Below are 14,514 nucleotides of genomic sequence, written 5' to 3'. Positions count from 1 at the left end.
TCATGAATTGCCGTGAAGGCTGTGGCGCGTGCTGCATCGCCCCCTCCATCAGTTCGCCATTACCCGGAATGCCACAGGGCAAACCGGCAGGCGAACGCTGCCTGCACCTGTCGGTCGAACAACTGTGCCTGCTGTTCGGTCAGCCGGAGCGACCGGCGGTATGCAGTGATTTCAAGGCGAATATCGAGGTCTGCGGCACCGACCAGGCCGATGCGATCCGTTTGATCGGCTGGTGGGAGCAAATGACGGCGGCTTGATGGGCTTTACTATCGGAACTTCAACAATAAGGAATACAACAATGGGTTCGCTGAAACGAATGGCTGTGTTGTGCGGTTTTACGGTGTTGTTTGCTGCCACTGCCCAGGCTGAGGATTGGCAAGTCGCCAAGGACGAAGACGGTATCAAGGTGTCCCTGAGCGAAATTGCCGGCTCTAAATACAAGGCGTATCGCGGTGTAACGGTGATCAAGGCGCCTGTGGCAAAAGTCGTCGCCCTCCAGGACGACGTAGCCGGTGCCTGTGCCTGGATCCACGAGTGCAAGTCCCAGAAGCTGGTCGATAAGAAAGGCGACGAGAGTTGGACCTACACCCAATTCAAAGCCCCGTTTCCCGTGACGGACCGTGATTCCTACCTGCATATCACCACGACCAAGGCGGCCGACGGCACGCTGACGCGTAAGCTGGAAGGTGTGCCGACCTACAAGCCTGAAGAAAAAGGCTACGTACGTGTCGCCCAGGTCGACGGCTTCTGGAAGCTGGTGCCCAAAGGCGACAACCAAACCGAAGTCACCTACCAGGTGCACACCGAGCCAGGCGGCAGCGTGCCATCGTGGCTGGCCAACAAGTTCGTGGTGGACGCACCGTACAACACCTTGAAAGCCTTGAAAGAACGCGCTGAAAAGTAAGCGCAGTTGATCAGGTGTCTCCTACCTTGGGTGGAACGTTTGCCGAGCCCCCAAGGTCCAGATAGAAGTAAGCCCACACACGGGTTTTATCGAGGAGGCACCGATGCAAAAGTGGCAGATTACCTTCGTTGATGATCACGGCGTGAAGTCCGTCGAGCAGTTCACCTGCGACCAGAAGCCCAGCCTCGAAGATGCGGCACACATGATTCGCAACAAGTTGGTGCCCGTTGCCGCCGAACTCGATCTCAACGACTTCGAAGGCCGCCAGCCCGAACCTACGCTCAAGATCCTCAAAGACCAGAACGGTATCCAGATTCTCGACATCTCTCCCGCCGCCTGAACATTCCCTGTACACCCTTAAAACCCCTCTGGTGGAGGCGAAAGCTTCGCGCTACTCTGCAAGGGAGATCAGCGAATGAATCGCTAGGTTCTGGTCTTGTCAGCTACATGCTTGTTTTCCAGCGGTGAAGTTATTGCCGTAGTTCCCACGCCAGTAAGGCGTGGGCTTCGGGAAGCACGGAAAGTCTATCCATCAATTCGAGGAGCACTTTTCATGAGCACAGCCTATCAAGAAGACATCAGCACCAACGTCCTGCGCCGCATGAAAGAAGGCGGCTTCGACTTCTCGCGTTTTCACCCCATCGAGTTCTACGCCATTTTCCCGGATGAGGAACGTGCGCGCAGGGCTGCGGGTGAGTTTCGTGGGGAATCCCTGAATGCCCAGGTCAGCGCGCGCGACGACGGCGCCTGGTACCTGGAGCTAAGTAAAATCATGTCGGCCACCTACGATGGCATAGGAGACTTCGAGCAGGACTTCGGGGCGGTGGTCGAGCCGCTGGGCGGGATCATCGAGGGATGGGGCGTGAAGCAGGAGGTGCGTGGGTTACCCATGTAGCAGCAGTTTATGAGCAGCACAGCGTGTCGGCTGACCTTTTGGGTCGGCCGATTTTGTTTGTGCAGCATGCTCAACATCGCCCTCGCTGCTACATGTTTCAGGGCGCAAAAAAAAACCACCCAAGAGGGTGGCTTAAAGGGAAGAGCGGTTCGCTGAAGCGCTAGGACGTGTCCTGTTCAGCAGATGGGCCGATTATCCGCAGACTTGGCCAGGCAGTGAAATCAACTCTGACTATGCTGTTGATAGTCAAAGCCCGCATTGCGATGAAGCGTCGGGCGGTGCACCGGGCATTCTGCGCACCAGGACGGTGCGACTGGATTCTGGTTGTAATTCAACTCACTGATTTTTAAGTGTTTATGCCGCTGGCACGGGCCTTGCGATGGTTCTTTCGCCCGGGTGACAAGGAGTTCGGCATGATCCGCACTTATTACGATGAAATGTACGATGGGGCAGGCCAGGTCCGGCCTCATTACCGCGAGTTCGCGCGCTGGTTGGCCGACACCCCTGATGATCTGTTGGCCCAGCGCCGACGCGAGGCCGATTTGCTGTTTCACCGCGCCGGGATCACCTTCACGCTTTATGGCGACGAGCAGGGCACCGAGCGGTTGATTCCTTTCGATACCATCCCGCGCAGTATTCCGGCCAGCGAATGGCGGATTGTCGAGCGCGGCTGTATCCAGCGGGTCAAGGCGCTGAACATGTTTCTCGCCGATCTGTACCACGAACAGCGCATCATCAAGGCCGGAATCATTCCCGCCGAACAGGTGCTGGCCAACGAGCAATACCAGTTGGCGATGCAGGGCTTGGACCTGCATCGTGACCTTTATTCCCACATCTCCGGCGTCGACCTCGTACGCGATGGTGACGGCACCTATTACGTGCTCGAGGACAACCTGCGCACACCGAGCGGCGTGAGCTACATGCTCGAAGACCGTAAGATGATGATGCGCCTGTTCCCCGAACTGTTCGCCGCCCAGCGCATCGCGCCCATCGACCACTACCCCAACCTGTTGCTGGACACCTTGAAAAGCTCCAGCCCTCTGGATAATCCCAGCGTGGTCGTGCTGACGCCGGGCCGTTTCAACAGCGCGTTCTTCGAACATGCCTTTCTCGCGCGAGAAATGGGCGTGGAACTGGTGGAGGGCGCCGATCTGTTCGTGCGCGATGACCGTGTCTTCATGCGCACTACCGACGGGCCCAAGGCCGTGGACGTGATCTACCGCCGTCTCGATGACGCGTTCCTCGACCCATTGGCTTTCAACCCGGCGTCCATGCTTGGTGTGCCGGGCCTGCTTGCGGCCTATCGCTCGGGTAATGTGGTGCTGGCCAATGCGATTGGCACCGGCGTGGCGGATGACAAGTCGGTATACCCTTTCGTCACCGAGATGATCCGTTTTTACCTGGATGAAGAACCCATCCTGAAGAACGTTCCGACGTTCCAGTGCCGTAAGCCCGACGAACTGTCCCACGTGCTGGCCAACCTGCCAGACCTGGTGGTAAAGGAAACCCAAGGCTCAGGCGGCTACGGCATGCTGGTGGGCCCAGCGTCCACCGTTGCGGAAATCGAAGCCTTCCGCGCCCGTATCAAGGCCAAGCCCCACGCCTATATCGCCCAGCCGACCCTGTGTTTATCCACGTGCCCGACCTTTGTCGAAAACGGCATCGCGCCGCGTCATATCGACCTGCGCCCGTTTGTGTTGTCCGGCAAGGAAACCCGTGTCGTGCCTGGCGGCTTGACCCGAGTGGCACTGCGCGAAGGCTCGTTGGTGGTCAACTCGTCCCAGGGCGGCGGCACCAAAGACACCTGGGTGGTCGAGGACTGATGCCATGTTGAGTAGAACTGCCTCGGATCTGTACTGGATGTCGCGCTACCTGGAGCGTGCGGAAAACCTCGCACGCATGCTCGATGTCAGCTATTCGCTGTCGCTGATGCCCCAGGACGGGCGTGGCGATGGCCTGCACGAACTGGCCATGCCGCTGTTGATCACCGGCACCCTGGAGGATTACCACGAACGTCACGGTGAGCTGCACGCCGAACGCCTGTTGCACTTCTTTGCGCTGGATGCTGCCAACCCGGCCAGCATCTACAGCTGCCTTGGCGCCGCGCGGGCCAGCGCCCATGCAGTGCGTGGGCGAATTACCGCCGATATGTGGGAAAACATCAACGCCACCTGGCTGGATATTCGCGATATCGCCCAGCAGGGCTTGAGCCGCTATGGCATGAGCCGGTTCTGTGAGTGGGTAAAAGAGCGTTCTCATCTGTTCCGCGGCGCCACCTACGGCACCATCATGCGTAACGATGCATTTCGCTTCATTCGCCTGGGCACTTTCATCGAGCGTGCCGACAACACGCTGCGCCTGCTGGACGCCCGCTATGAAATGGCCGGCGACCGTGCCGACGCCGTCACCGATGGCACAGCGCACGCCTACTATCAGTGGAGCGCCTTGTTGCGCGCGTTGTCGTCGTTCGAGGCCTACACCGAGATCTACCGCGATGCGCCCGGCGCGCGGCAAGTCGCCGAGTTGTTGCTGTTGCGCGCCGATGTGCCGCGCTCGCTGCGCGCCTGCAGTGAAGAGATCGACCAGATCCTGGCCAGCCTGCCCGGCCTCAACGGCCGGCCTGCCCAGCGCCTGGCCGCCGAAATGGACGCGCGCCTGCGCTTCACCGCCATCGATGAAATCCTCGAGGAAGGCCTGCACGCCTGGCTGACCGACTTTATTCCCCTGGTCCGCCAATTGGGCGACGCCATCTACAGTTCCTACCTGGAGGCGGCATGAGACTCTCCATCAGCCACGAAACCACCTACCACTACGAAGACCAGGTGCGTGCCAGCATCCAGTACTTGCGCCTTACGCCCCACGACAGCGAGCGCCAGCGCGTACTCAGCTGGCAGCTCGACCTGCCGCGCCCGGTGCGTGCCCAGGTGGATCCGTTCGGCAACATCCTGCATGTGCTGACCTTGGATGAGCCCCACGACGCCATCATCATCGGCGCCCGTGGCCAGGTGGACATCGACGAATTGCGCGAGGCCGAACATGAGAGCCAATCGGCGTTCCCGTTTCTGCGTTGCACCCGCCTGACTGAACCTGACGAAGCCTTGCGCGGTTTTGCCGACCAGCAGTGCCATCAACGTCGTGACCGCACCGCGTTGATCGACCTGATGCATGCGCTCAACCAGGCGATGGTCTACACACCCGGCGCCACCGAAGTCGACACCTGTGCCGCCCAGGCCTTCGCGGGTCGTGCGGGGGTGTGCCAGGATCACACCCATGCATTCCTGGCGTGCGCGCGCAGCCTGGGGATCCCTGCGCGGTATGTGTCGGGGTATTTGTACAGTGAGGACAGCACGCACCTGGCCAGTCACGCCTGGGCCGAAGCCTGGCTGGATGACGCCTGGTACAGCTTTGATGTGACCAACCAGCTGTCACGGCCGGAGCGGCATTTGAAACTGGCGGTGGGGTTGGATTACCTCGATGCCTGCCCGGTACGCGGCATGCGCCGTGGCGGTGGGCATGAGCAGATGCATGCCAAGGTGTTTGTGGCGCCGACCCCGGTGATCGCCGTCCAACAGCAATGATCTCCAGAGCGGAGCGTTCCCCCTCAGTGGGAGCGGGCTTGCTCGCGAATACGGTGGGTCAGCCACACATTTATTGACTGACACACCGCTTTCGCAAGCAAGCCCGCTCCCACAGAGGGAATGCGCCAAGCTTATGGCTGCTTACGCCCTGCCATGTGTTTCAAATACCCCACCAACAAATCCAGCTCACTGTCCGGCAACACACTGGCCGCAAACGCCGGCATCTTCGCCTGCGGCCAGTGCCGCAAACTCTGCGGGTCACGGATGTAGCGCTTGAGGAAATCGGCGCCGAAATACTCGGTGGGGTTATACGGAATATTCAAATCCGGCCCCACCTGCGCATCACCGGCACCATTGAGCCGATGACAGGCCAGGCAGTTCTTCTGGAACACTGCAAAACCCTGATTGATCGGGTCGTTGGCCGCCAGTTTCGGGTCAGGCAATAACGCCGGAAAGCGCTCCGCCACGGTCTTCAATTGTTTGATCCTGGAGATCTGGAACGGCCACTGCTCAGGGCTGATGTGTCCGGCTTGCGGATCGGTCCATACCAGGTAGAACGGTCCCGCACTCGGTTTACCTTCCGCCAATGCCGGCCAGGGTTGCGCAGGATCTTCCACCGCCAGCCAGGCGCGTGCGCCGTGGGTTTCCAGCAGTGGCGCGGCCGTGAGTTCGGCGGCGAAACCATCCAAGGCAATGGCTTGCAGATGGCTCTCAGGTTTCAACCCCGGCAGCAGCGACGCCAAAGGCACTGCGCGATAGCTCATAGTGCGCTTGTAGGAAACGTCATCGACGATTTGCACCGTTTGCACCTGGGGATGGGTGAGCAGGTCATCGGTCTGCCACGTCTTGCTGGTGTGGTCGAGTTCGAGAGTCAATTGTGCTGCCGAAGCGGGAAGAGCGATCAGCAAGGCGAGGAGGGCGAAGATCGATTTCAAGAGGGAGGCCCGGTGTGAAGTGGCGATGACGCTCACGATACCGGAAATCGGCGCGCAAAAAGGCAGCCCCTGCAGGACCGCTATGCGCAATGTCCCGGCAGGTGCTGCCAAAAGCTGCAAACCCGGTGCTGTGAAGGCACTGAATGTAGGCGTTGAGGGGTCACCCAATGACCTTGGTCAGGTTGGGCAAAATCAGAATCAGTGTGGTGGCGAACAGAATAAGTCCCGCCTGACGTACTTTCGAATGTTTAAACATGGCTGACTGCCTTTTGTTGTTATTCCTGAGCGTCAAATGCATGCCGGTGTCTTTCAGTATGGCGAGATGACGTGTCGCTTTTCTTACAGCCGCTCCAGCAAAACCCGGCAGCAGCCTCCTACTGATTCAACCTTAGAGCCCTCGTTCTTCGTGGCTTAGACTCATTTCATATCAGCTAATAAGCATTTCTACTTAAAAAGGCATGAGGCATATCGCCATCTTGGCGCCAATGCCTTGGCTAGACAGCTAAAACGATTAACCCGGCAATTAGCTTAGGAGACTACCGTTCGTCCGAGCGAGGGGGTCAAAAGCAATGAGCGCATCCGTCATTGAAACCGTGTCAATCGGGCCTAAGGTAGAGGCACACATGCACAGCGGTTCGAGGACGTCATGACCCAAGCTTTGATCTTTGATGCGATACGCACGCCCCGTGGCAAAGGCAAGGCCGACGGTGCCTTGCACAGTGTCAAACCGGTGAACCTGGTGGCCGGCCTGCTTACGGCATTGGCCCGGCGCAGTGACCTCGACACCCACCAAGTGGACGACATCGTGCTCGGCTGCGTGACCCCGATCGGCGACCAGGGCGCCGACATCGCCAAGACCGCCGCCCTGGTGGCGGACTGGGACATCAGCGTCGCCGGCGTGCAGATCAACCGCTTCTGCGCCTCGGGCCTGGAAGCCGTCAACGTGGGCGCGATGAAGGTGCGCTCCGGCTTCGAAGACCTGGTGGTGGTCGGTGGGGTCGAGTCCATGTCCCGCGTGCCCATGGGCAGCGACGGTGGCGCTTGGGTACTCGACCCGCAGACCAATATGCACAGCCATTTCACCCCACAGGGCATCGGCGCGGACCTGATCGCCACCCTGGAAGGGTTCACCCGCGACGACGTCGACGCCTTTGCCCTGCATTCGCAGCAGAAAGCGGCCAGGGCCCGTGCGGACGGTTCCTTCAACAAGTCGCTGATCGCGGTGCAGGACCAGAACGGTATTGTGCTGCTGGACCATGACGAATTCATCCGCGGCGACTCCACCCTGGAAGGCCTGGGCAAGCTCAAGCCCAGCTTCGAAATGATGGGGCAGATGGGCTTCGATGCAACCGCGTTGAGGGTCTACAGCCATGTGGAGCGCATCCACCATGTGCACACACCGGGCAACAGCTCCGGTATCGTCGATGGTGCCGCGTTGATGTTGATCGGCTCCGAGGCCAAGGGGCGCGAGCTGGGCCTGCAACCCCGCGCGCGTATCGTCGCCACGGCGGTCACCAGTACCGACCCGACCATCATGCTCACCGGCCCTGCGCCCGCCACGCGCAAGGCCCTGGCCAAGGCTGGCTTGCGAATCGAAGACATCGACTTGTTTGAGGTCAATGAAGCCTTTGCCTCGGTGGTGCTCAAGTTCATCAAGGACATGGGCATCGACGCGGCGCGGGTCAACGTGAATGGCGGCTCCATCGCCATGGGCCACCCACTGGGCGCCACCGGTTGCGCGATTCTCGGCACCTTGCTCGACGAACTGGAAGTGCGCCAGCAGCGCTACGGCCTGGCCACCTTGTGTGTCGGCGGTGGCATGGGCATCGCCACCATTATCGAACGCCTCTGAGCCCAAGGAATTTGTCATGACCCAAGCTATTCGTTACGAAAAAGGCCAGGACGGCATCGTGGTGCTGACCCTCGACATGCCCGGCCAAAGCGCCAACACCATGAACGGCGCGTACCGCGAGGCCATGGCGGCGATGGTCGAGCGTCTGGAAGCGCAAAAAGATGACCTTGCCGGCGTGGTAATCACCTCGGCCAAGAAGACATTTTTTGCCGGTGGCGACCTGAATGAACTGATCAAGGTCGACAAGGCCCACGCCAAGGATTTCTACGACAGCGTACGGGAACTGAAAGCGCAACTGCGCCGCCTGGAAACCCTCGGTAAACCCGTGGTGGCCGCCATCAATGGCGCGGCGCTGGGGGGCGGCTGGGAGATTTGCCTGGCGTGTCATTACCGCGTGGCGCTGGACGACAAATCGGTGCAGCTTGGCCTGCCGGAAGTCACCCTGGGCTTGCTGCCGGGCGGCGGCGGGGTGGTGCGCATGGTGCGCATGCTCGGGTTGGAAAAGGCTTTGCCGTATTTGCTCGAAGGCAAGAAAGTGCGGCCGCAGCAGGCGCTGCAAGCCAGCCTGGTAAATGAGCTGGCGGCGGATCGCGACGAGCTGTTGGCCAAGTCCCGCGCCTGGATCCTGGCCAATCCGGACGCCAAGCAACCGTGGGACAATAAGGGCTACCAGATCCCAGGCGGTACACCGTCGAGCCCCAAAGTGGCGCAGATGCTGGCGATTGCGCCGTCGATTCTGCGCAGTAAGACCCAGGGCTGTTTCCCCGCGCCCGAGAAGATCCTCTGTGCCGCCGTCGAAGGTGCCCAAGTGGATTTTGATACTGCGCACCTGATTGAAACCCGCTATTTCACCGAACTGGTGACGGGGCAGGTGGCGAAGAACATGATCGGCACGTTCTGGTTCCAGCTCAATGAGATCAACGCGGGTAGCTCCCGGCCGCAAGGTTTTGCGCCGTACGTCACGCGCAAAGTCGGCGTGCTCGGCGCAGGGATGATGGGCGCAGGCATCGCCTACGTCAGCGCCAGCGCAGGCATCGAGGTGGTGCTCAAGGACATCAACCTGGCGGCCGCCGAGAAGGGCAAGGCGCATTCGGCGGCACTGCTGGACAAGAAAGTCAGCCGTGGGCAACTGACCGCCGAACAGCGGGAAACCTTCTTGGCGCGGATTCATCCTACGGCCACCGATGAAGACCTGGCCGGTTGCGACCTGATTATCGAAGCGGTGTTCGAAGACCGCGAACTCAAGGCCAAGGTCTCAGCCGCCGCGCAAAGTGTGGTCGGTGCCGACGCCGTGATCGCCTCCAACACCTCCACCTTGCCCATCAGCGGCCTGGCCACGGCAGTGCCGGATCAAACCCGGTTCATCGGTCTGCACTTCTTCAGCCCGGTGGACAAGATGCCCCTGGTGGAAATCATCAAGGGTGCGCGCACCAGCGACGAAACCCTGGCCCGTGGTTTCGATTTCGTACTGCAAATCAAGAAAACCCCGATCGTGGTCAACGACAGCCGTGGCTTCTTCACCTCGCGGGTGTTCGGCACCTTCACCAACGAAGGTATCGCCATGCTCGGCGAAGGCGTAGCGGCGCCGATGATCGAGACTGAAGCGCGCAAAGCCGGCATGCCGGTAGGGCCGTTAGCGGTGTCGGATGAAGTTTCCCTCAGCCTGATGAGCCATATCCGGCAGCAGACGGCGAAGGATCAGCAGGCGGAAGGCAAGGCCGTGCCGACACATCCGGCGACAGCGGTGATCGATCTGCTGGTCAACGAATACCAGCGCATGGGCAAGGCGGCGGGCGGCGGCTTCTATGACTATCCCAGCGGCGGGCACAAGTACCTGTGGCCGGAGCTGAAAAGCCGCTTTGAACGGCCCGACCAACGTATCTCGCCACAGGATGTGCGCGACCGCCTGCTGTTTATCCAAGCCATCGAGACCGTACGGTGTGTGGAGGAGGGGGTGTTGATGTCCACGGCGGATGCCAACGTGGGGTCGATCTTCGGCATTGGCTTCGCGGCCTGGAGCGGTGGCGCGTTGCAGTTTATCAACCAATATGGGCTGAACGACTTCATAGCCCGCGCCCGCTACCTGGCCGAGCAATATGGCGAACGCTTCATGCCGCCCGCGTTGTTGCTGGAGAAAGCCGCGCAAGGTGACGTGTTCCGGTGACTAAGAGGGGCTTGCCTTGAAGGGGCATTTCAAGGCAGGCTCTGGGGTGTGCAATATTCCCATCACCGTGTCAGGTATTTTTTATGTCGCTACGCGTCTGTATCCTGGAAACCGATATCCTGCGTCCAGGCTTGATCGATCAATACCAAGGGTACGGGCAGATGTTCAAGCGCCTGTTCTCCAAGCAGCCCATACCCGCTGAGTTTGTCGTGTACAACGTGGTGAACGGCGAATACCCGTCGGAAGATGAAGTGTTCGATGCCTACCTGGTGACCGGCAGCAAGGCCGATTCCTTTGGCACCGACCCATGGATCCAGACCCTCAAGACCTACCTGCTCGAACGTTACGAGCGCGGCGACAAGCTGCTCGGGATCTGCTTCGGCCACCAACTGCTGGCACTGTTGCTCGGCGGCAAGACTGAACGCGCCGGCCAGGGCTGGGGCATGGGCATTCACGACTACAAGCTGGATGCCAAGACACCGTGGATGAGCCCTGAAGTGGAGGAGCTGACGCTACTGATCAGCCACCAGGACCAGGTCACCACGCTGCCGGACAATGCCACGGTCATCGCCTCCAGCGCCTTTTGCCCGTTTGCCGCGTACCACATCGGCGACCAGGTCCTGTGCTTCCAAGGTCACCCGGAGTTTGTCCACGACTATTCCCGCGAGTTGCTGGAGATTCTGCAGACCACATTGGGCGAAAAGGTCTACACGAACGGCGTGGCCAGCCTGGAGCGCGACCACCACGGCGCAACCGTGGCGGAATGGATGATGCGTTTCGTGGCGCACAAGCCCGAGGTCCAGGTTTAAAGCCAGCCCGAACGCTTGAAACTGGCCCACAGGCTGGTGCAACCCACCGCGATAAACCCGAGCACCGCAAAATAGCCGTAGTGCCATTGCAGCTCGGGCATGTTCTGGAAGTTCATCCCGTAGATCCCTGCCACCGCGGTGGGGAACGCGAGAATCGCCGCCCATGCAGCAAACTTGCGCTGCACCACACTCTGGCGCGACGCCTCCAGCAGTACACCGATCTCGATGGTCTGGCTGGCGATATCGCGCAGGGTGGTGAGATCTTCCATCTGCCGTGTCACGTGGATCTGCACATCACGGAAATACGGGCGCATGTTTTTGTCGATGAACGGGAAGTTGAGTTTCTGCAGCTCCTGGCTGATCTCCACCATCGGCGCCACATAGCGCTTGAGCCGCAACACATCGCGACGCAGGCCGTGAATCTTCTGGATATCCCGCTCGCTCAGCGAACTGCACAGCACATTGCGCTCCAGCTCATCGATCTCGGCATGGATCGCCTCGCTCACCGGTTGGTAGTTCTCGGTGACGAAATCCAGCAGCGCATAGAGTACGAAATCTTCCCCATGCTCCAGCAACAGAGGCCGTGCCTCACAACGCTGGCGCACAAAACCGTAGGACGCCGAGTGCCCGTTGCGTGCGGTGATGATATAGCCGTTGCCGGCAAAGATATGGGTCTCGATAAACTCCAGCTTGCCGTTTTCGCGCACCGGTGAGTAGGTGACGATAAACAGCGCATCGCCGAAGGTTTCCAGCTTCGGGCGGCTGTGTTTTTCCAGGGCGTCTTCGATGGCCAATTCATGCAGGTTGAACTGGCGTTGCAGGTTGGAGAGCTCCTGAGCGTCAGGCTCTTCCAGACCGATCCATACAAAGTGGTTGGGTTTGGCGGCCCAGGCCGCCCCTTCATCGAGGGTGATATCCGTGACTTTCTTACCGGCACTGTAGACAGCGGCCGCAACAACTCTACCCATGGTGCTGATCGCTTCTTATTGGGAGGACAGGTGTTGGGCAGCTTAGCCTGAATGGCGTTCCGTTGTAGCTACCGTTGCGGCAAGCTTTTTTGTGGTGAACGAGCTTGCTCGTGCTGGGGGGCGAATCGCTCCAAAGCGTTAAAGAGGGCCCGGTGCCAATTCGCGATCCATCTCCTCTATGCACGCCTCCATCTGCGCATGACACGCCTGCATCAACGCGGGGATGTCATCCGGAGTCATCCCAATGGTAGGAATCGGCGGCAACGACCGTATGAGCACATCCCCACTGTTCCAGCGATTGAGCTGCATATGTGTCACGTAACTGCTGACACACACCTGCACGATCGGCACACCGGCCGCAATCGCCATATGGAACGCGCCTTTCTTGAACGGCAGCAACCCCTTGCCCAAATTGCGCGTGCCCTCCGGGAACACCCAGATCGACGTGTCCTCATGTTGCAACGTGTGAGTGGTGGTGAGCATCGCACGGCGAGCCTTGTACGCATTGCCCCGGTCGATCAGCACGTTACCCGCCAGCCAGAACAACTGACCGAACAACGGCACCCATTTCAGGCTTTTCTTGGCGATACACACGGTGCGGTAAGGCACCACGTTACCGAACACAAACAGGTCATAGTTGGACTGATGGTTGGCGATAACCACGCAGGTGCCGGGCTTGTGGCGCAGCGAGTCCACATCGGCCTTTACGTTCAGCCCCAGAATCCACATGGCCGGCAGCGCGTAGAGGCGAGCACACAGGCGACTGTTGTCCGGGTTGAACGGTCGACACAGACCGACCAACACGCCCAGCACACCGGCGAGCATAAAGTGCAGGCCCATCAACAACATACGCAGCAGAAAAAGCATCGACACAGCCTATCCGGACAAAAGGTGGCGCAGTGTACGGATGTGCACTGTATTCGGCAATTAGCCCTGTAGAGGTAGGAGATAAGCGATGTTTAAGAGCATGTTTCAGCATCTATCGACACGGGCAGGCTAGAGCGGCTCAATAGGATTCGGATTAGTTTGTAAGAAAAAGCCCGACTCAAGGTCGGGCTCTGGCGTATCAAGGGTAGGACTTAGCTCAGGATATGCCCCTGGTCCTGGATGATTGCATCGTCCAGGGCTTCCAGCAGCGCTTTGCGCACCTTCAACTTGGTGTGTTTGTGAGCATTCATGTTCAATTTCTTCAACTGACGCGCCGCTTCCAGGGCTGCCGCATGCAATTCTTCCGGTGCCACCACCTTGTCGAGGAAACCGGCTTGCAACGCGCCCTGTGGGTCAAACATCTCGGCATTGATCACCGAACGATGGAACGCCGACTTACGCAGACGATCTCGCGCCAGCTCGATACCGGCGTGGTGCATGGTCATGCCGATCGCCACTTCATTCAGGCCAATGCTGAACGGGCCTTCCACGCCAATCCGATAGTCTGCTGACAACAGCAGGAACGCACCCTTGGCCACCGCATGCCCAGGGCACGCCACAATCACCGGGAACGGGTGCGACAACAGACGGCGTGCCAAGGTCGAACCGGACGTCACCAGGCCGATCGCCTCTTTAGGGCCGGCGGTCATCACCTTCAAATCATAACCACCCGACAGAATCCCCGGCGTGCCGGTGATCACCACCACCGCCCGGTCCTTCTCCGCCTGATCCAGCGCTTCATTAAACGCACTGACCACCGCCGGAGAAATGGCATTCACCTTGCCGTTGCTCAAGGTCAGGGTCGCGATACCGTCTTCGAGGTGGTAGGCAATCAACTCACTCATGACGCGGTTCCTTGTAGGATTTTTTATAGAAGGCTAGTTAATAGACGTGCATGCGCAGACGTTACCCACCACGCCCGCCCCGGTAAAGCGCTGTGACTGACTGCCCAGTCAGACTTTTCCCGCATATAGGCGTTTGAAAAGCCGGGGGCAGGGCGCAATCGCCGCCCCAGACCCATCCTGCCGATGCCTGAGAATGGCACAATCACCGCCCCTTGCCGGGCGTGGATCGGCATAACCGGCTAACCGCATGAAAATTCTGAAAAAAACCTTTGCCATCAGAAAGGCTTTCGACTACATTAGCGCGCCTCGACAGACTGAACTGGTTTGCCGAGATACGGTGAAGTGTCCGAGTGGCTTAAGGAGCACGCCTGGAAAGTGTGTATACAAGAAATTGTATCGAGAGTTCGAATCTCTCCTTCACCGCCAAATTACGAAAACGCAAACCCCTGACTTTCCTAGAGAAAGTCGGGGGTTTGTGGTTTTTGGCGCCTGAAAAATAGCCCCATGGGACCACCATGGGAATGGTGCGCCTTTTTGGTGCATAAATACTGAGCCCATGGACTCGAACGTCCTCGCTTGCGCCAAGAGTCGGTTCGGTCCCACGTGAGCTAGGCTTTCCGCACCGCTCATCAACGAC

General features: G+C 59.5%; 14 protein-coding genes and 1 tRNA gene. 11 read left to right on the top strand and 4 right to left on the bottom strand.

Annotation, left to right across the window (positions count from 1 at the left end; translation table 11 throughout):
• The first annotated feature begins 2 nt into the window (after positions 1-2).
• From AB4N92_RS05060 to AB4N92_RS05030, 7 genes are all read left to right on the top strand, one after another.
• Positions 3-257 carry a YkgJ family cysteine cluster protein gene (locus AB4N92_RS05060; RefSeq protein WP_010208425.1) on the top strand — a complete coding sequence of 85 codons (255 nt, stop codon included), beginning with the start codon at positions 3-5 and terminating at the stop codon, positions 255-257.
• Positions 258-298: 41 nt separating this feature from the next.
• Positions 299-904 (top strand): START domain-containing protein, encoded by a 606-nt coding sequence (locus AB4N92_RS05055; protein ID WP_021491496.1) that lies wholly within the window; start codon positions 299-301, stop codon positions 902-904.
• A gap of 103 nt (positions 905-1,007) precedes the next feature.
• The gene (locus AB4N92_RS05050; RefSeq protein WP_010208428.1) at positions 1,008-1,244 is read left to right on the top strand and encodes a hypothetical protein; all 237 of its coding nucleotides are present in this window, start codon (positions 1,008-1,010) and stop codon (positions 1,242-1,244) included.
• Between the two features lie 213 nt (positions 1,245-1,457).
• A complete protein-coding gene (locus tag AB4N92_RS05045) occupies positions 1,458-1,799 on the top strand; it encodes a ribonuclease E inhibitor RraB (RefSeq protein WP_010208429.1) in 342 nt (113 codons plus the stop codon).
• 413 nt (positions 1,800-2,212) lie between these two features.
• The gene (locus AB4N92_RS05040) at positions 2,213-3,622 is read left to right on the top strand and encodes a circularly permuted type 2 ATP-grasp protein (protein ID WP_021491497.1); all 1,410 of its coding nucleotides are present in this window, start codon (positions 2,213-2,215) and stop codon (positions 3,620-3,622) included.
• A 4-nt stretch (positions 3,623-3,626) separates the two neighbouring features.
• Positions 3,627-4,577: an alpha-E domain-containing protein gene (locus tag AB4N92_RS05035; RefSeq protein ID WP_010208431.1), complete on the top strand. Its 951-nt coding sequence runs from the start codon at positions 3,627-3,629 to the stop codon at positions 4,575-4,577.
• The gene (locus AB4N92_RS05030) at positions 4,574-5,377 is read left to right on the top strand and encodes a transglutaminase family protein (RefSeq protein ID WP_010208433.1); all 804 of its coding nucleotides are present in this window, start codon (positions 4,574-4,576) and stop codon (positions 5,375-5,377) included. Before AB4N92_RS05035 ends, AB4N92_RS05030 begins: the two co-directional genes overlap by 4 nt.
• A gap of 131 nt (positions 5,378-5,508) precedes the next feature.
• On the opposite strand, the gene AB4N92_RS05025 is transcribed toward AB4N92_RS05030, so the two are convergent.
• The gene (locus tag AB4N92_RS05025; protein ID WP_047540250.1) at positions 5,509-6,312 is read right to left on the bottom strand and encodes a c-type cytochrome; all 804 of its coding nucleotides are present in this window, start codon (positions 6,310-6,312) and stop codon (positions 5,509-5,511) included.
• A gap of 646 nt (positions 6,313-6,958) precedes the next feature.
• On the opposite strand from AB4N92_RS05025, the gene AB4N92_RS05020 reads away from it, so the two are divergent.
• From AB4N92_RS05020 to AB4N92_RS05010, 3 genes are all read left to right on the top strand, one after another.
• The gene (locus AB4N92_RS05020) at positions 6,959-8,164 is read left to right on the top strand and encodes an acetyl-CoA C-acetyltransferase (protein WP_010208436.1); all 1,206 of its coding nucleotides are present in this window, start codon (positions 6,959-6,961) and stop codon (positions 8,162-8,164) included.
• Between the two features lie 16 nt (positions 8,165-8,180).
• Entirely contained in the window at positions 8,181-10,328 is a 2,148-nt protein-coding gene (locus AB4N92_RS05015) for a 3-hydroxyacyl-CoA dehydrogenase NAD-binding domain-containing protein (RefSeq protein WP_236267336.1), read from the top strand.
• Between the two features lie 83 nt (positions 10,329-10,411).
• On the top strand, positions 10,412-11,137 hold the full coding sequence (locus AB4N92_RS05010; RefSeq protein ID WP_236267337.1) for an amidotransferase: 726 nt from the start codon (positions 10,412-10,414) through the stop codon (positions 11,135-11,137).
• Here the strand turns inward: AB4N92_RS05010 and AB4N92_RS05005 are convergent.
• The 3 genes from AB4N92_RS05005 to AB4N92_RS04995 form a co-directional block, all read right to left on the bottom strand.
• The gene (locus tag AB4N92_RS05005; protein ID WP_010208441.1) at positions 11,134-12,105 is read right to left on the bottom strand and encodes a magnesium and cobalt transport protein CorA; all 972 of its coding nucleotides are present in this window, start codon (positions 12,103-12,105) and stop codon (positions 11,134-11,136) included. The genes AB4N92_RS05010 and AB4N92_RS05005 overlap by 4 nt on opposite strands.
• Before the next feature lie 138 nt (positions 12,106-12,243).
• On the bottom strand, positions 12,244-12,972 hold the full coding sequence (locus AB4N92_RS05000) for a 1-acylglycerol-3-phosphate O-acyltransferase (RefSeq protein WP_045791728.1): 729 nt from the start codon (positions 12,970-12,972) through the stop codon (positions 12,244-12,246).
• Between the two features lie 212 nt (positions 12,973-13,184).
• Positions 13,185-13,877 carry a crotonase/enoyl-CoA hydratase family protein gene (locus AB4N92_RS04995; protein ID WP_010208444.1) on the bottom strand — a complete coding sequence of 231 codons (693 nt, stop codon included), beginning with the start codon at positions 13,875-13,877 and terminating at the stop codon, positions 13,185-13,187.
• A 336-nt stretch (positions 13,878-14,213) separates the two neighbouring features.
• Here AB4N92_RS04995 and AB4N92_RS04990 point away from each other — a divergent pair.
• Positions 14,214-14,303 (top strand) — tRNA-Ser (locus AB4N92_RS04990).
• Positions 14,304-14,514 lie beyond the last annotated feature (211 nt).

The organism is Pseudomonas sp. S3_A09 (genome assembly GCF_054668065.1).
Note: the sequence above shows the minus strand (reverse complement) of the source record. Positions and strands in the feature narration are given on the sequence as shown.